The sequence below is a fragment of the Actinomadura madurae genome (genome assembly GCF_047130825.1).
In the GTDB taxonomy this organism is placed as follows: domain Bacteria; phylum Actinomycetota; class Actinomycetes; order Streptosporangiales; family Streptosporangiaceae; genus Spirillospora; species Spirillospora madurae.
In genome coordinates this window covers 6,236,042-6,255,252 of record NZ_CP083237.1, presented here as the reverse complement: position 1 = coordinate 6,255,252, position 19,211 = coordinate 6,236,042, and the positions used below count along the sequence as shown (strand labels likewise).

Below are 19,211 nucleotides of genomic sequence, written 5' to 3'. Positions count from 1 at the left end.
AGAGATCGCCTTGTGAACCGTCCCGCGGCGCTGGTGGGTCAGGCGGGGGTGGCGAGGGTTTCCAGGACCTGGTCGCCGTACTTGGCCAGTTTGTTCTCGCCTACGCCGTTGACTCGGCCCAGTTCCGTGAGGGTGGTGGGGAGGGCGGTGGCTATCTCGCGCAGGGTGGCGTCGTGGAAGATGACGTAGGCGGGGACGCCCTGCTCCTTCGCGGTGGCGGCGCGCCAGGAGCGGAGGCGCTCGAAGACCGGGGCCGCCTCGGCGGGGAGCTCGACCGGGGCCTTGGCCGTCTTGGCGGTCTTCGCCGCCTTCGCGGTGGGACGTTCCGGTTCGCGGCGCATCATCACCGTGCGCCGCCCGCGCAGGACGTCGGCGCTGGCGTCGGTCAGGACGAGGGTCCCGTGGTTGCTCTCCACGGCGACGAGCCCCTGCGCGAGGAGCTGGCGGATGACGCCGCGCCACTCGACGTCGCGCAGTTCGGTGCCGATGCCGAAGGACTTCAGCGCGTCGTGGTCGAACTGGATGACCTTGGCGTTCTTCTTGCCGAGGAGGATGTCGACGATGTGGCCGGCGCCGAACTTCTGGCGCCGTTCCCGGTCGAGCCGGACGATCACCGACAGCACCTTCTGGGCGGAGATGGTCGCGTCCCACGTCTCGGGCGGCTTCAGGCACGTGTCGCAGTTGCCGCAGGGCTCGCCGGACTGGCCGAAGTAGTTCAGCAGCTGGACGCGGCGGCACTCGACCGTCTCGCAGAGGGCGAGCATGGAGTCGAGGTGCTGGCTCTGGCGGCGGCGGTGGGCGGCGTCGCCCTCGCCGCCGTCGATCATCTTGCGCAGGTTGACGACGTCCTGGAGGCCGTAGGCGAGCCAGGCGGTGGACGGGAGGCCGTCGCGCCCGGCGCGGCCCGTCTCCTGGTAGTAGCCCTCGACGGACTTCGGCAGGTCGAGGTGGGCGACGAACCGGACGTCGGGTTTGTCGATCCCCATGCCGAACGCGATGGTCGCGACGATGACGAGGCCGTCCTCCCGGAGGAAGCGCGCCTGGTTCGCGGCGCGCGTCTCGGAGTCCAGGCCCGCGTGGTACGGGAGGGCCTCGATGCCGTTCTCGGTGAGGAAGGCGGCGTGCTTCTCCACCGAGTTGCGGGACAGGCAGTAGACGATCCCCGCGTCGCCCTTGTGCTCGTTCTGGAGCAGGCGGAGCAGCTGGCGTTTGGGGTCGGTCTTCGGCTCGATCCGGTACTGGATGTTCGGACGGTCGAAGCTCGCGACGAAGTGCCGGGCCTGCTCCAGCTGGAGCCGGGACGCGATCTCGCGGCGGGTCGCCTCGGTGGCGGTCGCGGTGAGGGCGATGCGCGGGACGTCCGGCCAGCGTTCGTGCAGGCCGGACAGCATCAGGTAGTCGGGACGGAAGTCGTGCCCCCACTGGGACACGCAGTGCGCCTCGTCGATCGCGAAGAGCGAGACGTCGCCCCGGTCGAGCAGCTCGACGGTCGAGGCGAGCTTCAGCCGCTCGGGCGCCAGGTACAGCAGGTCGAGCTCGCCCGCGACGAACTGCGCCTCGACGACCCGCCGCTCGTCGAGGTCCTGCGTGGAGTTGAGGAAGCCCGCCTGGACGCCGGCGGTGCGCAGCGCGTCCACCTGGTCCTGCATGAGGGCGATGAGCGGGGAGATGACGATGCCGGTGCCCTTCCGGACGAGCGCCGGGATCTGGTAGCACAGCGACTTCCCGCCGCCGGTCGGCATCAGGACGAGCGCGTCCCCGCCGGCGACGACGTGTTCGATGATCTCCCGCTGGCCGTCCCGGAACGTGTCGTAACCGAACACGCGCCGCAGGGCGTCGAGGGTCTCCGGGGTCTCAGGGGAAGTCACCGGGCCATACTATGAACCGCTCGCGACACCCGTCCGCCGAAACCTCACCTGTGGACAACGTCCGCGAGTTCCGGCGTCAGCTCGTCGAGGTCCTCGGCCACGTGCGCGGCCAGCGCGAGCGCGTCGGGCGCGGGCGGATGCGCTGGACGCGGGATCGCGATCACCGTCATGCCCGCCGCGTGCGCCGACCGGATGCCGTTGCTGGAGTCCTCGACCGCGACGCAGTCACCGGCGGGCACGTCGAGCTGGGCGGCCACGGCGAGGTACCCGTCCGGTGCGGGCTTGCCGCGGTCGACCTCCTCGGTCGACACGGTCGCGCGGAACAGGCTCTCCACGCCGACCTTGCCGAGGACCAGGTCGATCAACGCGCGCGGGGACGAGCTGGCGAGCCCCAGCGGACGGTGCTCGGCCATCCGGCGGACGGCGGCCTCGGCCCCCGGCAGCATCGGCGGCCCGGCCTCGTACCGCTGCGTCATGTGGTCGATGACCTCGTAGGCGACCTCCTCGGCCGCCACGCCGTCGACGAGGTCGGTGGCGATGTAGTCCGCCCACTCCTCGGTGCTCATGCCCATGAGCCGCTCCTGGGTGTCGGGCAGCCAGCGCCCGCCGCGCCCGGCGACGTAGGCGCGCCGCACCTCCTCCCACACCGGCTCGGAGTCGATCAGGACGCCGTCCAGGTCGAAGACGATCGCCTGCACGGACATGGGCCCTCCACGGTTCTCGGGTGCGACGTCCCGTCACTACCCGGTGCGATCGGGCCGGAACCTCCGGCACCACCTGCGGTGACGCGGTGGGGACGAAACGTATTTATCCGACGAATGCGACAAGATCCAGTTGCAGTCTGGCATCGTGGAGACCCTCCGCCCCCCCTCCGGAGTCACTGCAGAGGAGATCTGCTCATGGTGTTCCTCGGTTTTCTCCTGGTCGCCGCCGCCATCACCGTCGGAGTCGGCATCGTCCTGGACAACACCGACCCGGCGAACCTCGTCCTCTTCGGCCAGACGGTGCCCGCACTGGAGAACGAGTGGCAGGTGTTCCTCGCCGGCGCGGGCGTCGCCCTCGTCCTCGTCTGCGGCCTGACGCTCACCTTCATGGGTGCGGCCCGGCGCGTCCGCGACCGCCGCGACCTGCGCGACCTCCGCGAGGAGCACGAGGAGTCGCTGACCACCCTGGAGATGGAGAAGCGCCGTCTCCAGCGCGAACTCGCCCGCGTCAAGCAGTCGGGCCCGCGGCAGGCCCCGCCCCGCGAGCCGGCCGTGCAGGGCGTGCGCGTCGCGGGACGGCCCGCCGGGAACCGCTCGCAGATCCCCGCGACCTCCCCGTTCTTCGACCGCGCCGAGTAGTCCGCGAAGATGACGCCGCCGTCCGGGCGAATCGTCAAGGGGAGGGATGACGCGGGCGGACCCCGGCCAGCATGATCGTGGTGTGCGTATTCTTCTCAAGGTCGCGATCACCGCGGTCGCCCTCTGGGTCTCCACCGTCCTGATCGAGGGCATCACCCTCGGCGACCAGTCGACCGGCCGGCGGATCGTCACCCTGCTCGCGGTCGCGGTCATCTTCGGCCTGGTCAACGCCATCCTCAAACCCGTCATCAAGACGCTCGGCTGCGCCTTCTACGTCCTCACGCTCGGCCTGATCGGGCTCGTCGTGAACGCGCTGCTGCTCTGGCTGACGAGCGAGCTGGCCCAGGAACTGGACCTGCCGTTCCACGTCACCGGCTTCTGGCCCGCCTTCTGGGGCGCGATCGTCGTCGGCGTCGTCGGCTGGCTGCTGCACGTCCTCGTCCCGGACGGCAAGGACAAGGACGACGACTAGCCGAGCAGGTCCGGGGCGGCGCTCGCGGCCCGCTCGAACGGGCTCTGCTCCAGGCGCCCGGACGGCTCGTCCGCGTACTCCCGGTAGCCCGGCGGGCGCGAACCGGCCGCCCCCACGAGGATCCAGCGGCGCGTCCGGACGGCGCCGACCAGGAACTCGCCGTCCGTCAGCGCCCCCGCGTCCGCGACGATCAACGCGTCGAACTCCTGGCCGGGGGCGGTCAGGGCGGCGCCCGCCGGCGTCCCGACGACCAGGTCGGCGGTGCGGAGCAGGACGTCGCCGCCCACCGCCCGGCCGCCCTGCAGGTAGCCGGTCAGCTCCTCGATCCGGGCCATCGCGCGCCGCTGATGCGTGGGGACGACCTCCGGGTCGTCGGCGGGATCGGCGCCGCAGATCTCGACGACGTTCTCCCGCGTCCGCGCCTCCGTCGCCGTGACCGTCTCCAAATCCTTCTCCCGGGCGGCCATCTCACGCGCGGCCTCCTCGGTGTGGCGCTCCAGCGTCGCCGCCAGCTCCGCCTCCCGCGCCGCGGCGGCCGCCGCGGCCGACCGGGCCCGCTCCGCCGCCGCCAGCGCCTCCGCGCGGGAAGCCCGCGCCGCATTCACCCGGTCCTGGATCACCTGCGCCGCCTGGTGCGCCGCCCGCGCCCGCAGGCCCGCCTCGGTCGCGCGCTCCACCGACTCCGACGCCAGCCGCGCCTGCTCCCGGTGCTCGGCCCCGGCCTTCTCCCGCTCGGCCGCGAGCCACGTCAGCTCCGTCCCGAGCCTTTCCTGCGCCTCCTGCGCCGCCTTCAGCCGCGCCCCGCCCTCCGACACGAACGACGCCAGCCCGCGCCGCACCCGCTCCGCGTGCTCCGCCGCCTCCTTGGCCTCCCGCGCCCGCTTCGCCGCCTCGTCCGCCTCCCGCGTCCGGGCCTTGACCTCGGCGCGCAGGCTCTTCAGCTCCGACGGCGGTGACGCCACGTGCAGGCGCTGCCCGAGCGACATCTTCCGGCGCAGCGCCGCCAGCGCCGACTCCGCCGACACCAGCCGGTAGTAGGCGGCGTGCCCCTCCGCCGCGGCGTCCGCGTCCGCCGCCGTCAGCCGGTGGGCCTCCTCCGCCGCGCCCGGCAGCGCCTCCCGCGCCCGCGCCAGCTCGTCGGTGAGGGACGCCTCCGCCTGCCGCGCCGCCTGCAGCTCCGCCTGCGCCGTCTTGGCCCGCTCGTCCATCTGCACGCACCGCGCGTAGGAGGCGTCGGCCGTCCGGGTGAGCGCGTTCGCCTCGGCGCCCGCCTCGTCCGCGGCCCGCTGCAGCCGCTCCGCCTCCTCCCGCGGACCCACCAGCTCCGCCTCGGCCTCCTCCTCGACGCCGGCGAGCCGGCGCGCCTCGGCCTCCGCCTCGTCCGCGGCCTGCTCCGCCGCACCCGCCGCGGTCCGCGACTCCTCGATCGCCTCCGCCAGGCCCGCCCGCTCGACCTCCAGCTGCTCGGTCCGCCGCAGGTTCTCCGCCTGGACGGCCTTCAGCGCCGCCGCGTCCCGGGGCCACTGCTCCAGCCACATCAGCCCGCGCTGCAGCAGCCGCGCCTCCGTCTGCCACGACAGCCGCCACGCCTCCCCGACCGGCCGCAGCGCCGCCGACCGCACCCGCGTCTCCGGCGCCGACGGCCCCTCCTCCGGCTCCACGGGCGGCGCGGCCTCCACGGGCACCGGCAGCGGCTCGGCCCTGGTCACAGCGGCCTCGCCAGGCGCCACGGGCCTGAACTCGATCGTCCCGTTGGACCCGGGCTCCCGCAGCGGCGGCGGCTCCTCCACGGGCGGCATGGCCTGCGTCCGCACCGACCGGACCTCCGCCGTCTGCGGCTGCGTCTCGATCAGCAGCGAGAAGACCTCGGGATCGTCCTCCATGCTCCGCAGCAGCTCAGCGGCCTTCTCCGGGGTGGGAGCGACCAGCAGCGCCCGCTCGTCCCTGCCCGCGAGTTCCTTGACCGCCTCCCGGACGGCCTCCACCTCGTCCCCCGCGTCCACCTCGACGAGCCGCAGCTCCTCCGCGCCCTCCACGGACCCGGGCGAGACCAGGAACCGGGCCAGAACCTCCCAGTTCCCCGCGACCTGCCCGTCCCGCAACGCCCGCAGCGCCGCCACATAGGGCCCCCACCCCACCGGCGGGACGTCCTCGGGCACCTCCCGAAGCCGCGCATCGATCCGCTCGTAGAACTCGCTCAGCGGCCCGTAAACACTCTCGACGAGCTCCCGCCACCCCTCACCCGCGGACTCCGTCCCCATGGGCGGCGTAGGCTCTCCGACCTCCACGGGTACGGTCTCCAACCCCGCCCGAACATCAAGCACCTCGCCTTCCACGGCCGCCGCGCCACCGGACCCGCCGACGCTCTCCCCGGCAGGAACCGCCTCCCCACCCTGCTCCCCGGCCCCGCCACGGCCGTCCCCGACCTCCGCGGCCCCGGCACGCCCCTCGACACCCGCGGGTTCGGAGGACGCAGCGCTGTCGCCCGTGAGCGCGTCCGTCACGCCGACGCCAGCCGGGGACTCCGCATCGCCCGGCGTCGCTGTGGTGGACGGGAAGCTGCCGCCCCCAGCGACCTCGCCCGCCATATCCTCACCAGGCGCAGGTTCGCCATCGTCGCCTTCGGTGGACGGGCCGGGGTCGTCCGCAGCGGCCGCCTCTGGCGTGGTGTCACTGACCGAGGGCTCTGCATCGCCCGCGATCGCTTCGAAGGGCGCGGTGGCGCTGCCCGGCGTGGGCACGCCCGTCATGTCGGCGCCAGTCGCGGGCTCCGCACTGCTGACTTCGGGGAGCGGGTTGGTGTCGCCAGCGTTGGCGGGCTCTGGCGTGGTGGCGCCAGCCGGGGGCTCCTCATCCTCTGCCGTCGCTTCGGTCGCAGGGAGGGTGACGTCTGCCGAGGCCTCGTCCGGTGCGACGGCACCGGGCTCTGTGGTGGTGCTTGCCGGGAATTCGGTGTCGGTTGCCGTGGGTGCGGGGGTGCCGCCTACGGGTACCTCGGCCGCAGGTTGCTCGTCGTCGGCCTCGCTGGACGCGGCGGGCTCGCTCGGAGTGGGTGCGTCTGGTGTGGCGGCGTTGGTCGCGGGATCCTCGTCGTCGGTTTCGGGGGACGGCGAGGCGTGGTCCGCGGAAGGCTCGTCCTTGGTGGGGAGGGGGACGGTGACGGTGGGGAGTTCGGAGTCCGGGATGTACCTGGGCTCGGCGTCTTCCTCGTCCGGCCCGTTGGTTTCCGAAGGTTGCTTCACGGTGCTGTCCGTCCCACATCTACCGCCCGGGGCCAGTATGTTCCCCTTCTGCTCGGGACTAACGTCTCACAGGTAAGCGATCAGCGGTGGCCCGCGAGGACGGCGTGATGGTCCTCACCGGGGCGTGGCTCGGGGTCGGGGTGGACGGCGGCGCCGGTGAGGCGGGGGAGCGCGTGCAGGAGGCCGTGTTCGGCGTCGGCGGCGATCCGGTGGGCGCGGACGACGGTGGAGGCGGGGTCGACGACGACGTCGCACTCGGCGCGGAGGCTGTGGCCGATCCAGCGGAGCCGGACCTCGCCCACGGCGAGGACGCCCGGGGTTGAGGCGAGGGCCTGCTCGGCGCGGTCGACGAGCGAGGGGTCCACGGCGTCCATCAGGCGGCGCCAGACGTCCCGGGCCGTCTGCCCGAGGACGGTCAGGATCGCCGCGGTGATCAGCAGGCCGACGACCGGGTCGGCCCACGGGGCGCCCAGGGCGATGCCCGCGGCGCCCAGCAGGACGGCGAGGGACGCGAACCCGTCCGTGCGGGCGTGCAGGCCGTCGGCGACCAGCGCGGCGGAGCCGATGCGGCGGCCCACGCGGATGCGGTAGCGCGCCACCAGCTCGTTGCCGACGAAGCCGACCAGGGCGGCGGCGGCCACGGCGGCGACGTGGTCCACAGGCTGTGGATGGGCCAGGCGCTGGACGGCGGCGTACCCGGCGGCGACGCATGACGCGGCGATGGCCAGGACGATGACGACGCCGGCGAGGTCCTCCGCGCGGCCGTACCCGTAGGTGTAGCGGCGGGACGGCGGCCGCCGGCCGAGGACGAACGCGATGGCCAGCGGGACGGCCGTCAGCGCGTCGGCGGCGTTGTGGAGGGTGTCGCCCAGCAGCGCCACCGAGCCGGTGAAGGCGACCACGACGGCCTGCAGCGCCGTGGTCGCGCCGAGGCCGGCCAGGGAGATCCACAGGGCGCGCATCCCCTGGGCGTCCGCCTCCATCGCCGAGTCGACCTTGTCGGCCGCCTCGTGGGAGTGCGGGCGGATCCGGTGGAGGAGCCGTGCCCGCGAGGAGTGCCGGTGTCCGTGTCCGCTCATGCGTCCACGATGGACCGGAAAGTCCGTTGCAGCATCTCGACACCTGCGGTGTCGTCGCAGGTGCACGGCCTGTGTCAGTGCGGGTTGGTCGCCAGCAGCTCCGCGAGGAGGTCGTCCAGGGTGACGATGCCGGCGAACTCGCCCCGGCCGTCGTTCACCACGGCGAGCTGGGCGCGGCCCCGGCGCATGCGGCTGACCGCGTCCAGGACGGTCGTCTCCGCCGTGAGGACGGGCGCCGGGTGCGCCAGCTCGCCGGCGCTGCGGTCGCCGGGGTCGGTGATGGCCGCCCGGACGTGGACGATGCCCGTCATCGCGCCGTCCCGGTCGCGGACCAGCAGCCGGCTGTGGCCGCTGGCGGTGGCGGTCCGGCGGATCTGCGCGGCGGTGGCGTCCGCGCCGATCGTGCTGACGGACGTGGCGGGCACGACGAGGGTCCCGACGGTCGCCTCCCGCGCCGAGATCGCGCGGCGGAGCAGCTCGTGGTCGTGCCGCCCGATGAGGCCGAGGCGGCGGGACTCGCCGACCAGGTGGTTGAGCCGCGCCGGGTCGGTGTGGTTGTCCAGCTCGTCCTTCGGCGTGACGCGGACCAGCCGCAGCAGCGCGTTGGTGGTGGCGTTCAGCGCCGACAGGATCGGCCGGGACACCTTCGCGAACGCGCGGAACGGCAGGGCCAGCAGCAGCGCCGACCGCTCCGGATGCGTGATCGCCCACGACTTCGGCGCCATCTCGCCGATGACCATGTGCAGGAACGTCACGACGGCGAGCGCGGTGCCGAGCGCGATGGCCTTCACGCCCGCCTCGGGGACGCCGGCCGCGTGCAGCGGCGGTTCGAGGAAGTGCTCGAACGCGGGCTCGGTGACGATCGCGAGGCCGAGCGAGCACATCGTGATGCCGAACTGCGCGCCGGCGAGCATCAGCGACAGCTCGCGGACGCCCGCGACGGCGGCGACGGCGGGACGGCTGCCCTTCGCGGCGGCGCGCTCCAGCTGGGGCCGGTTCGCCGCGACCAGGGCGAACTCGGCCGCGACGAAGAACCCGTTGCCGAGCAGCAGCAGGACGGTGATGAGCAGCGAGGTCAGGGGGTCCACGCGGCCTCCCCGGCCGGGACGTCCGCGGTGCGGATCAGGATCTTCTCGGCGACCCGGCGGGCCACGCTCACGACCTCCAGCTCGACGGAGCCGGCGTCCAGCCCGACGGTGAGCCGGTCGCCGGCGGACGGCAGCCGGCGCAGCTCCGCCATGACGAGGCCGCCGAGGGTGTCGTAGGCGTCGCCTTCGGGCAGGTCGAGCCCGGTGAGCCGGCCGACCTCGTCGATGCGCATGCCGGCGTCGACCAGCCAGGACCCGTCCGGGCGGGACGTCGGCGCGTCATGCGGCCCGTCGGTCTCGTCGGAGATCTCCCCGACGAGCTCCTCGGCGACGTCCTCGAAGGTGAGGATGCCGGCGAGCCCGCCGTACTCGTCGACGACGCAGGCGAATTCCTCGCCCGAGTCGCGCATGTGCTCGATCACCCCGTACAGCGGCTGGCTGCCGGGCACCAGCAGCGCGGGACGGGCGACGGAGCCGACCGGGGTGGACGGGTCGAGCGCGTCGTCGGCGACCTCGCGGACGCCCGCGACGCCGACGACGTCGTCGACCTCCTGCCCGTAGACGGGGTAGGCGCTGTGCCCGGTCTCGCGGATCAGCGCGACCAGGTCGGCGACGGGGGCGGCGGCGGGCAGCGTCCGGACCTGCGGGCGGGGCACCATGACCTCGTCCGCGGTGAGGTCGCCAAACGACAGCGCGCGGTCGAGGAGCCCGGACAGGTCGGCGGGCAGGTGCCCGGCGCTGTGCGACTTGCCGATGATGTCGCCGAGCTCCTCCAGCGTCGCGCCGCTGTGCAGCTCCTCGACGGGTTCGACGCCGACGGCGCGGAGCAGCCGCTCGGCGGCGCGGTCGAACAGCCGGATCAGCGGCCCCGCGACCGTCAGGTACACGAGGGTGGACGAGGCCAGCGCCCGCGCCAGCGACTCGGCGCGCGCGAGGGCGAGGTTCTTGGGGAACAGCTCGCCGAGCAGCATCTGGACGAGGGTCGCCAGGACGAAACCGGTGGCGAGCGCGATCGCGCCGGTGGCGCCCTCCGGGATGCCCGCGAGGGTCAGCAGCGGCTCGATCAGCTCCGCGAGGGCGGGTTTGGCGATGAATCCGACGACCAGCGTCGTCATCGTGATGCCGAGCTGCGCGCCCGAGAGCATGAAGGAGAGCCTGCCGATGACCTTGACGGCTCTGCGGGCGGAGGTGTCGCCGCGCTCGGCGGCCTGTTCCAGGGTCGCGCGGTCGGCGGCGACGTACGCGAACTCCTGGGCGACGAAGTATCCGGTGGCGGCGGTGAGGAGGATCACCGCCAGCACACCCAGTGCCGCGGTCACCACGGGGCACCGGGTCTATGACTGGGGTCCGACACCGCGGACTCACCACTCCTCTCGTAGACGGGCTACCTGACGTAACGTCACCAGGGACAACGAGGTTCCCCGCGGACAGGGTACGGCCGGGCGGCGGTGGCCCTCGGGCGGTGTCGGGCTTCCGTGAGAGAAAGGACCTTGTCTCGGTTGGTGTCACGGATCACACTTGTATGAGAGCGTACGTCCGATAGTGGACCGGTCCGTGCTCCCAGACCGGCATTGAGGGCATGCTCAGGGGGACCCGAGAACACGAGCGTGGGGCGAACGTTGGACCAGAGCGGGGCAGGGGCCGCCGCGCCCATGAGCCGTGAAGGCGTCGACCATGCCCTCAGGGAGCTCAGGGCGGAGCGCGACCGCATCGCCGCGTCCCTGCTCGAACTGGACCGCCACCAGGGCGGCCGCCTGCTGAAGGGCGCCCGCCTCACCGGCGAGACGTGGCGCCGCTGGGAGGACGCGCAGGCCCGGCTGGCGACGCTGTGGCGGCTGTTCGACGCCTACCAGCGCGTCCTGGACGCGGCGGGGGAGCTGCGCGACCGGTCGTCCCGTCCGGACGCGGCGACGCTGGTGGAGCTGTCGGAGCTGCTGTCGGGCCCGTCGGTGGAGCTGCCCGACGGGGAGATCCCGCTGGAGCACCGCACGCTGCTCGGCCCGCAGGAGCGCCGGATCACGCTGGACGAGGCCGTCACGATGATGTCGGACGCCTACGCGTTCGTCGCCGGCGAGATCGCCGCCGCGGACGCCGCCTGGTCTGCGCTGCTCCAGCCGCTGGAGAAGGCCGAGGAGGGCTGGCGCGACACGGCCCGGCTGGCGCACTCGCTGGACGGCACTCGGCACCCGGAGCTCGACCGCGTCGGGCGCGAGCTGACCGCACTCGGCCGGATCGTCCGTACCGATCCGCTGTCGCTGGTCAAGGACGGCAATGCCGACACCGCCCGGCTCGACCGCGTCTGCGCCATACTGACCTCGCTCGGCGACGAACTCGCCGGCGTCGCCCGGATGCGCGAGGACTACGAGGAACTCGTGCTCCGGGTCACCGCCACGGTCGAGGAGATCGAGGAGACGGAGCGGCGCGCCCACGAAGCCCACGCGACCGCCCTCGCCAAGATCTACTCGCCCAACCTGCCCGCACCGTCGCGGGGCCTCGGCACCGCGCTGCGGGACCGGCTCGCCGCGCTCGAACGGCTCCGCGAGGCGGGCCGCTGGGTGGAGATGGCGGGCCGCTTCGCCGAACTCGAACGCGCCGCCGACGAGGCGCTGGAACGGGCGAGGGGTGACCTGCGTCTCAGTGCCGGGCTGCTCGACCGGCGGGGCGAGTTGCGCGGGCGGCTGGAGGCGTACCGGGCCAAGGCGGCGCGGCTCGGCCTGGCCGAGGACGAGCGGCTCACCGTCCTGTACGGGGAGGCCCGCGAGGTGCTGTGGACGGCACCCTGCGACCTGCGCAGGGCGACCACGGTACTGGCGGAGTACCAGCGAGCGATCAGGGCGTGCGAAAGCGAGACGGGGACCCGGCGATGAACCGATGCACCCAGCCCGGCTGCACGGGCGAGGTGGAGGCCGACGGCTTCTGCGACGTGTGCGGCATGGCCCCGGCCGCCGCTCCGGCCGCCGCTCCGCCGCCCGCGGAGTCCGCCGCCGGACCGGTCGCGGAAAGCCCCGCGAACTCGGTGTCCCGGCCCGCGCCCGCCGCACCGGCGCCGCAGATGCCGCCCGCGCGGGCGGCGGCGCCCGCGCGTCCCGCCGCGCCCGTGGCCCCCGGCTACCCCGGCGCGTACGGGCGGCCTCCGAACCCCGCCCCGGTCACGACTCCGGCGACTCCCGCGGCCCCCGTCGGCGCGCCGCCCGGGCCTCCGGTCGGGGCGCCGCCCGGCTCGTCCGGCCCGAGCGGGCCCGGCTCGTCGTCCGGCGGCTCGTCGAGCAGCGGGTCGCCGGCCAGCGGGTCGCGGAGCGTCGGGTCCGGGCGGACGGCGTCGCGCGGCGGCACCCGCGGCACGGGCTCCAGCGGCTCGGCCCGGCGCGGCATGCTCGGCGCCGGGCTGGTGGAGGTGCCGCCCGTCCCGGCCCGCGACCCCGCCTCGGCGATCATGGACAAGCCGGAGGTGCCGGAGAACCGGCGCTTCTGCAGCAAGTGCGACGAGAAGGTCGGGCGGAGCCGCGGCGGGCGCCCCGGACGCACCGAGGGGTTCTGCCGCAACTGCGGGCACCCGTTCTCGTTCACCCCGAAGCTGCACCCGGGCGAGATGATCGGCGGGCAGTACGAGGTGCTCGGCTGCCTCGCGCACGGCGGGCTCGGCTGGGTGTACCTCGCCCGCGACCACAACGTGAGCGAGCGGTGGGTCGTCCTGAAGGGCCTGCTCGACACCGGGGACGCCGACTCGCTGGCCGCCGCGACCGCCGAGCGCGCCTTCCTCGCCGAGGTCGAGCACCCCAACATCGTCAAGATCTACAACTTCGTCCGGCACGGCGAGTCCGGCTACATCGTGATGGAGTACGTAGGCGGGCGGTCGCTGAAGGACATCCTGCTCAGCACCCGCAAGCAGCAGGGCGAGCAGGCGGCGCTCCCGCTCGGCCAGGTGATCGCCTACGGGCTGGAGGTGCTGAGCGCCCTCGGCTACCTGCACGGCGTCGGGCTGCTGTACTGCGACTTCAAGCCGGACAACGCCATCCAGTCCGAGGAGCAGCTGAAGCTGATCGACCTCGGCGGCGTCCGCCGCGCCTTCGACGTCGACAGCCCCATCTTCGGCACGCCCGGCTACCAGGCCCCGGAGATCGGCTCGCAGGGCCCGTCGATCACGTCCGACCTGTACACGGTGGGACGGACGCTGGCCGTGCTGAGCTTCCCGTTCCGCGGCTACACCGGACGGCACCTGCGCAGCCTGCCGCCCCGCGAGGAGGTGCCGCTCTTCCAGCGGTACGAGTCCTACCACCGGCTGCTGCGCCGCGCCACGCACCCTGACCCGGCCCGCCGGTTCCAGAGCGCCGCCGAGATGGCCGAGCAGCTCACCGGCGTCCTGCGCGAGGTCCTGTCCGCCGAGGACGGCCGCCCGCGCCCCGCCCCGTCGCCGCTCTTCGGGCCCGAGCAGCAGACGGCCGGCACCGAGATCGTCGAGGGGCTGGAGCACACCGCCGCGAACGGGGCGGCCCCGCCGATCCTGGCGCGGCTGGAGCCCGCGGCCGCCGCGGCGGCGCTGCCCGTCCCGCTGGTGTACGCCTCCGACCCGGCCGCCGCGTTCCTCGCCGGGCTCACCGCCCGCGACCCCGCCGACCTCGCCGCCGCCCTCGGCTCGGCCCCGGTGGCGTCCCGCGAGGTGCGGCTGGCGCTGGTCCGCGTCCGCATCGAGCTCGGCGACCTCGACGGCGCCGCCCGGCTCCTGGAGGACATCGCCGCCGAGGCCCCGGACGACTGGCGCGTCGACTGGTACCGCGGCGCCCGCGCCCTCGCCGGCGGCCGCGGCACCGAGGCGGTCGCCGTCTTCAACGACCTGTACGACCTCGCGCCCGGCGAGCAGGCGCCGAAGCTGGCGCTGGCGTTCTGCCACGAGACCCTCGGCGACATGCAGAGCGCCGGCCACTTCTACGAGACGGTCTGGCGCACCGACCCGACGCACGTCAGCGCCGCGTTCGGGCTGGCCCGCACCCGCCTCGCCGCCGGTGACCGGGCGTCCGCCGAACGCGTCCTGGACTCGGTGCCGAACATCTCCAGCCACTACCTGTCCGCGCAGCTCGCCGCCGTCGCCACCACCGTCCGGGGACGGCGCCCCGCCGAGCTGACCGCGCCCGCGCTCATCGAGGCGGGCCGCCGGCTGGCGTCGCTGAGGCTCGACACCGAGCGCTCCGCCGCGTTCACCGCCGAGGTCCTGGAGGCGGCGCTCGGCTGGCTCCGCGCGGGCCGCGGCTCCGCCCCGCCCGGCGTCCGGCAGCAGGTCCTCGGCACCGACCTGGACGAGCAGGCCCTCCGCAAGAGGCTGGAGGACACCTACCGCGTCCTCGCCAAGCTCGCCGACGGCTCCGAGCACCGCCACGCGATGGTCAAGCGCGCCAACGCCGTCCGCCCGAGGACGCTCTTCTGACCATGAACGCGGACCAGCACACCCCCGTGGCGCTCTGCCGTACCTGCGGCGAGCCCGTCCAGCCCCGCGACCGCTTCTGCGAGGAGTGCGGCCGGCCCGATCCGACCATCCGGCGGACCCCGCCCCTCGGCAACTCCCTCCCGAACGCCGCCCCTCCGCCCGCCGGCCGCGACGTCCTCTTCGTCCCCAACCCCTCCCCCGCTCCCGAGACGCCCGCACCGCCCGGTGGAGGTGCGGTCTGCGTGGACTGCGGGAGCGGGGCCGTCGGGGCGGACGGGTACTGCGAGCAGTGCGGGCTGCGGCAGCCGAGCGGGCGGGAGCATGTGGAGGCCGACCTCGGCCGGCTGGGGGCGGCGGTCAGCGACCTCGGTCTCCGGCGCAGCCGCAACGAGGACGCGTTCGCGCTGGCGGCGCTGCCCGCGGGCGCGTGCGCGGTGGTGTGCGACGGCGTCGCGACGGCCCCCGGGTCGGAGGAGGCGTCGCGGGTGGCCGCCGAGACGGCCGTGTCGGTGCTGACCGGACGGGTCTCGGTCGGCATGGATCCGCGCGGCGCGATGCGCGCGGCGGTGGCGCGGGCGGCCGAGGCCGTGGCCGGGCTGCCGGGCGATCCGGAGTCCTCGCCCGCCTGCACGTTCGTGTCGGCCGTGGTGGACGCGTCCGGCGTGACCGTCGGGTGGGTCGGCGACAGCCGCGCGTACTGGCTGTCCGCCACAGGCTCGTGCCGGCTGAGCACGGACGACTCGTGGGCCGCGAACATGATCGAGCAGGGCACGATGACCGCCGCCGACGCGTGGGCCGACAAGCGGGCGCACCTGCTGACCGCGTGGCTGGGCGCGGACGCGGGGCCGGTCGAGCCGCACGTGACGGCGTTCCGCCCGACGCGGCCGGGGATGGTGGTGCTCTGCAGCGACGGGCTGTGGAACGACCTGCCGGAGCCGTCCGACCTCGCGCGCGTGGCGCTGGACGGGCGGGACGGCCCGCTCGGCGCGGCGCGCAGGCTGCTGCGGGCGGCGCTCGACGCGGGCGGGCACGACAACGTCACGGTGGCGGTGATCCCCTGTCCACCGCCGGAACCGATCAGGGAGCGGGGCAGATGAGCGATTTTCCGGAGTTCACCGTCCGGGTGGACCAGAACCCCTACCTTCCGGCGGGCGGACGGGAGATGCACGCGATCGTGTCCGTGGAGGCGCGGTCGTCGGGCGCCGCGCCGGCCGCGGCCGGGCGGGCGCCGGCCGCGGAGATCATCATGATCGACACGTCCGGGTCGATGTCGTACCGGGGCAAGATGGCCGCGGCGAAGCGGGCGGCGCGGGCGGCGGTGAACGTGCTGCGCGACGGCGTGCACTTCGCGGTGGTCGCCGGCGCGAACCGGCCGCGGATGATCTACCCGCAGGGGGAGCGGCTCGTCGTGGCGGACGAGACGTCCCGGCGCAACGCGGCGACCGCGATCGGGCGGCTGGAGGCGGCCGGCGGCACCGCGATCGGGTCGTGGCTGCGGCTCGCCGAGCGGCTGTTCGCCGGGCACGACGCGGCCGTCGGGGAGAGCGCCGTCAAGCACGCGATCCTCCTCACCGACGGCAAGAACCAGCACGAGTCGGACGAGGAGCTGGACGCGGCGCTGCGGCAGTGCACCGGCCGCTTCCTGTGCGACGCGCGCGGCGTCGGCACCGACTGGGACGTCGCCGAGCTGCGCAAGATCAGTTCGGCGCTGCTGGGCGGGTTCCTGGACGTCCCCGACCCGGCCGACCTGGAAGCCGACTTCCTGGCGATGACGCGCGCCGCGATGAGCAAGGAGATCGCGGACGTGACGCTGCGGGTGTGGACGCCGCAGCAGGCGAAGCTCCGGTTCGTCAAGCAGATGGTCCCGGTCGTGGAGGACCTGACCGGCCGCCGGGTCGAGTCGGGCACGCAGACGGGCGACTACCCGCTCGGCGCGTGGGGGAACGAGAACCGCGAGTACCACGTGTGCGTGGAGGTGCAGCCCGGGGACATCGGGCGGCAGATGCGCGCCGGGTGGGTCAAGCTGGTCGCGGGCGACGAGGTGCTGGCGTCCGGGAACGTCCTCGCCGAATGGACCGACGACGAGGCGCGGTCGACGCGCATCAACGGCCGCGTCGCGATCCACACCGGCCAGTCGGAGCTCGCCGACGCCATCCAGGAGGGTCTGGAGGCGCGCCGGGAGGGCGACGAGGACACCGCGACCGCGCGGCTCGGCCGGGCCGTGGTGCTGGCCCGCGAGGTCGGCAACGAGCAGATCTCCGATCTGCTCGACAAGGTCGTCGACGTGGTCGACCCGGTGCGCGGCACGGTGCGGCTCAAGCGGGACGTGGCGAAGGCGGATGAGATGTCGCTCGACACCCGTTCCGTCCGGACCGTGCGGACCCGGCACGGCGACGAGGCAGGGGGCTGAGGCCCATGCCGGTCTGCCCGAGCGGGCATTCCTCCCAGGCCACCGACTACTGCGACGTGTGCGGTGACCTGATGGAGGGCGCCCAGCGCGCCGAGTTCGCCGAGCCCGTCCCGAAGCCGCCGGAGCCGTCCGCGCCGTCCCAGCCGTCGGCGTCGTCGAAGCCGGAGCCGGCGGACTGCCCGCACTGCGGGACGCCCCGCTCCGGCCGGTTCTGCGAGGTCGACGGGTACGACTTCGAGACCGGCACCGTCTACACCGTCCAGCTGTCCGCGGCGGGCACCGCGCACGCGGTGCCGCTGGTGCCGCGGCAGCGTACGCCCGGCCCGCCTTCCGCCCCGACCCCGGCGCCGTCCGCGCCCGCCGGCCCGTGCGCGGTCATCGCGGCCGACCGCGCCTACTTCGACACGGTGGTCGCGGAGATGGGGCCGGACGCCGGGGGCCTGACGTTCCCGCCGTACTGCCCGGAGCGCCGCGTCCCGCTGCTCGGCGACCAGATCCGCATCGGGCGGCGCAGCACGTCCCGCGCGCTGCTGCCGGAGATCGACCTGAGCACGCCGCCGGAGGACCCCGGCGTCTCGCATCTGCACGCCGTCCTGCTCGCCCAGCCGGACGGCACCTGGAACCTGATCGATCCCGGGTCGACGAACGGCACGACCGTCAACGGCGGGACGGAGCCGATCCCGGTGAACGTGCCGATGCCGGTCGGTGACGGCGACCGCATCCACGTGGGCGCCTGGACGACCATCACGCTGTCCCTTCAGGAGGGCACGCCATGACGATGAGTCCCGCACCGCCGGCGGCCCCCGCCCCGCAGCCGTCGCGGCCGCCCGTTACGGAGGACGCCGCGGAGGTGCGGCGCACCGGCCGCCTGCGGACGTTCGTCCGCGGACGGTGGCTGAAGACCATCCCGGGCCGGATCCGCTCCCACGTGGTGCTGTGCCTGGCCGCGCTCCTGGCGCTGCTTGCCGTTCTCACCGTGGCGATCGGGAACGCCCGCGACTCCGTCGAGACGATCGGGCACGACGCGGGCCCGCAGGTCGTCGCGACCGGCACGCTGTACTTCGCGCTGAGCGACATGGACGCGCAGGTCTCCAACATCCTGCTGATCGGGCGCGAGCACGATCTCGGCATCGGCTACGACGAGACGCTGCGGGTGTACGAGCGGCGCCGCGCGGAGGCAGACGCGGCGGCCGTGCAGGCCGCGCAGCTCGCCGGAAGCGACCTGGCGCTGAAGCGGACCGTCCAGGAGGTGCTGGACGGCCTCGGCAAGTACGAGCGGCTGGTCGGTCAGGCGATGCAGCTCGACGCGCAGTCGAACCACGCGCCCGGCGAGACCCCGCCGCAGGTCGTGAACGCCTACCGGCAGGCGACCGACCTGATGAAGCTGCAACTGCTGCCGAAGGCGTACAACATCACGCTCGACACGGGCGCGCACGTGCGGGAGTCCTACGAGACGAAGCGGTCCGCGGTGCTGACGGGACGCGCCTGGGTCGCGCTCACCGGCCTGATCGTGCTGCTGTTCCTGATCGCCACGCAGCTGTACCTGATGCGGACGTTCCGCCGCGTGCTCAACCCGGCGCTGGTGCTGGCGACGCTCGGCACGCTCGTCCTCACCGCCGTCGGGGCGGGCCTGCTGACGGCCCACGCCGGGCACATCCGCAAGGCCAAGGAGGACGGGTTCGACTCCATCCTGCAGCTATCGCGGGCCCGCGCGATCAGCCACAGCGCGTTCGGGGACGAGAGCCGCTACCTCCTCGACCCCGGCCGTGCCGACACCTACGAGCAGACGTACCTGGACAAGTCGCTGTCGGTGATCTACCCCGACCTCGGCGACAAGCCGGTGAACCTGGAGAACTACTACGCGGGCCTGGAGCAGAAGGCGGGCGCGTACAAGTCCGGCCAGCGCACCGTCGGGTTCCTCGGGTTCTTCGGGGACGAGGCCCGCACCGCCGGCACGGGCCGCGAGGGCGACGCGCTGGCCAAGACGCTCGCGGCGTACCGGGCCGTCCAGCGCAACGACGCGGAGATGCGCCGGCTCGCGTCGGCCGGGAACCGGACGGCGGCGGTCGACCTGCGGATGGGCCGCAACAGCAGCACGATCCGTGACTTCGACGACTACGACTCGGCGCTGAGCGCGCTGACGGCCGTCCACCAGGACGTCTTCGACGAGGCGATCGAGGACGCGGACGGCGGGCTGCGCGGCTGGAACGCGGTCCCGCCGATCGCCGCCGCCGTCATCGCCGCCCTGATCATCGCGGGGGCCCGTCCCCGGCTGGCCGAGTTCCGCTGA

General features: G+C 74.2%; 14 protein-coding genes. 8 read left to right on the top strand and 6 right to left on the bottom strand.

The window, feature by feature from the left end; genetic code table 11:
- Positions 1 to 38: 38 nt before the first annotated feature.
- Complete coding sequence (gene recQ / locus K8Z49_RS28495; RefSeq protein WP_412515676.1) at positions 39 to 1,868, bottom strand: DNA helicase RecQ; 1,830 nt, start codon at positions 1,866 to 1,868, stop codon at positions 39 to 41.
- A 44-nt stretch (positions 1,869 to 1,912) separates the two neighbouring features.
- Positions 1,913 to 2,572 carry an HAD family hydrolase gene (locus tag K8Z49_RS28490; protein ID WP_412515675.1) on the bottom strand — a complete coding sequence of 220 codons (660 nt, stop codon included), beginning with the start codon at positions 2,570 to 2,572 and terminating at the stop codon, positions 1,913 to 1,915.
- Positions 2,573 to 2,767: 195 nt separating this feature from the next.
- On the opposite strand from K8Z49_RS28490, the gene K8Z49_RS28485 reads away from it, so the two are divergent.
- Both K8Z49_RS28485 and K8Z49_RS28480 read left to right on the top strand, forming a co-directional pair.
- Entirely contained in the window at positions 2,768 to 3,211 is a 444-nt protein-coding gene (locus tag K8Z49_RS28485; RefSeq protein ID WP_021593839.1) for a hypothetical protein, read from the top strand.
- An 82-nt stretch (positions 3,212 to 3,293) separates the two neighbouring features.
- Positions 3,294 to 3,683, top strand: coding sequence for a phage holin family protein (locus tag K8Z49_RS28480; RefSeq protein ID WP_021593838.1), 390 nt, complete (start codon positions 3,294 to 3,296; stop codon positions 3,681 to 3,683).
- Here K8Z49_RS28480 and K8Z49_RS28475 read toward each other — a convergent pair.
- The 4 genes from K8Z49_RS28475 to K8Z49_RS28460 all read right to left on the bottom strand — a co-directional run bounded on the left by K8Z49_RS28475 (position 3,680) and on the right by K8Z49_RS28460 (position 10,411).
- On the bottom strand, positions 3,680 to 5,944 hold the full coding sequence (locus tag K8Z49_RS28475; protein WP_181663208.1) for a hypothetical protein: 2,265 nt from the start codon (positions 5,942 to 5,944) through the stop codon (positions 3,680 to 3,682). The genes K8Z49_RS28480 and K8Z49_RS28475 overlap by 4 nt on opposite strands.
- A gap of 1,061 nt (positions 5,945 to 7,005) precedes the next feature.
- The gene (locus tag K8Z49_RS28470; protein ID WP_412515674.1) at positions 7,006 to 8,004 is read right to left on the bottom strand and encodes a cation diffusion facilitator family transporter; all 999 of its coding nucleotides are present in this window, start codon (positions 8,002 to 8,004) and stop codon (positions 7,006 to 7,008) included.
- A 74-nt stretch (positions 8,005 to 8,078) separates the two neighbouring features.
- Positions 8,079 to 9,092: a hemolysin family protein gene (locus K8Z49_RS28465; RefSeq protein WP_021599149.1), complete on the bottom strand. Its 1,014-nt coding sequence runs from the start codon at positions 9,090 to 9,092 to the stop codon at positions 8,079 to 8,081.
- Entirely contained in the window at positions 9,080 to 10,411 is a 1,332-nt protein-coding gene (locus K8Z49_RS28460; RefSeq protein ID WP_181663207.1) for a hemolysin family protein, read from the bottom strand. Before K8Z49_RS28460 ends, K8Z49_RS28465 begins: the two co-directional genes overlap by 13 nt.
- A gap of 333 nt (positions 10,412 to 10,744) precedes the next feature.
- On the opposite strand from K8Z49_RS28460, the gene K8Z49_RS28455 reads away from it, so the two are divergent.
- The 6 genes from K8Z49_RS28455 to K8Z49_RS28430 are packed head-to-tail and all read left to right on the top strand — an operon-like array spanning position 10,745 to position 19,211.
- Positions 10,745 to 11,959, top strand: a complete 1,215-nt coding sequence (locus K8Z49_RS28455; RefSeq protein WP_021599151.1) for a hypothetical protein — start codon at positions 10,745 to 10,747, stop codon at positions 11,957 to 11,959.
- Positions 11,956 to 14,511, top strand: coding sequence for a serine/threonine-protein kinase (locus K8Z49_RS28450; protein ID WP_143118624.1), 2,556 nt, complete (start codon positions 11,956 to 11,958; stop codon positions 14,509 to 14,511). Before K8Z49_RS28455 ends, K8Z49_RS28450 begins: the two co-directional genes overlap by 4 nt.
- A 2-nt stretch (positions 14,512 to 14,513) precedes the next feature.
- Positions 14,514 to 15,608, top strand: coding sequence for a PP2C family protein-serine/threonine phosphatase (locus K8Z49_RS28445; protein WP_075022790.1), 1,095 nt, complete (start codon positions 14,514 to 14,516; stop codon positions 15,606 to 15,608).
- The gene (locus tag K8Z49_RS28440; RefSeq protein ID WP_021600066.1) at positions 15,605 to 16,921 is read left to right on the top strand and encodes a VWA domain-containing protein; all 1,317 of its coding nucleotides are present in this window, start codon (positions 15,605 to 15,607) and stop codon (positions 16,919 to 16,921) included. The genes K8Z49_RS28445 and K8Z49_RS28440 overlap by 4 nt, the downstream gene beginning before the upstream one ends.
- A 5-nt stretch (positions 16,922 to 16,926) precedes the next feature.
- The gene (locus K8Z49_RS28435) at positions 16,927 to 17,697 is read left to right on the top strand and encodes an FHA domain-containing protein (RefSeq protein ID WP_412515673.1); all 771 of its coding nucleotides are present in this window, start codon (positions 16,927 to 16,929) and stop codon (positions 17,695 to 17,697) included.
- Positions 17,694 to 19,211 (top strand): hypothetical protein, encoded by a 1,518-nt coding sequence (locus tag K8Z49_RS28430; RefSeq protein WP_412515672.1) that lies wholly within the window; start codon positions 17,694 to 17,696, stop codon positions 19,209 to 19,211. The genes K8Z49_RS28435 and K8Z49_RS28430 overlap by 4 nt, the downstream gene beginning before the upstream one ends.

Bases quoted from the DNA above. Each gene is read 5' to 3' on its own strand.
- K8Z49_RS28490 (WP_412515675.1), bottom strand. From the start codon at position 2,572: ATGTCCGTGCAGGCGATCGTCTTCGACCTGGACGGCGTCCTGATCGAC.
- K8Z49_RS28485 (WP_021593839.1), top strand. From the start codon at position 2,768: ATGGTGTTCCTCGGTTTTCTCCTGGTCGCCGCCGCCATCACCGTCGGA.
- K8Z49_RS28475 (WP_181663208.1), bottom strand. From the start codon at position 5,944: ATGGGGACGGAGTCCGCGGGTGAGGGGTGGCGGGAGCTCGTCGAGAGT.
- K8Z49_RS28470 (WP_412515674.1), bottom strand. From the start codon at position 8,004: ATGAGCGGACACGGACACCGGCACTCCTCGCGGGCACGGCTCCTCCAC.
- K8Z49_RS28455 (WP_021599151.1), top strand. From the start codon at position 10,745: ATGAGCCGTGAAGGCGTCGACCATGCCCTCAGGGAGCTCAGGGCGGAG.
- K8Z49_RS28450 (WP_143118624.1), top strand. From the start codon at position 11,956: ATGAACCGATGCACCCAGCCCGGCTGCACGGGCGAGGTGGAGGCCGAC.
- K8Z49_RS28445 (WP_075022790.1), top strand. From the start codon at position 14,514: ATGAACGCGGACCAGCACACCCCCGTGGCGCTCTGCCGTACCTGCGGC.
- K8Z49_RS28440 (WP_021600066.1), top strand. From the start codon at position 15,605: ATGAGCGATTTTCCGGAGTTCACCGTCCGGGTGGACCAGAACCCCTAC.
- K8Z49_RS28435 (WP_412515673.1), top strand. From the start codon at position 16,927: ATGCCGGTCTGCCCGAGCGGGCATTCCTCCCAGGCCACCGACTACTGC.
- K8Z49_RS28430 (WP_412515672.1), top strand. From the start codon at position 17,694: ATGACGATGAGTCCCGCACCGCCGGCGGCCCCCGCCCCGCAGCCGTCG.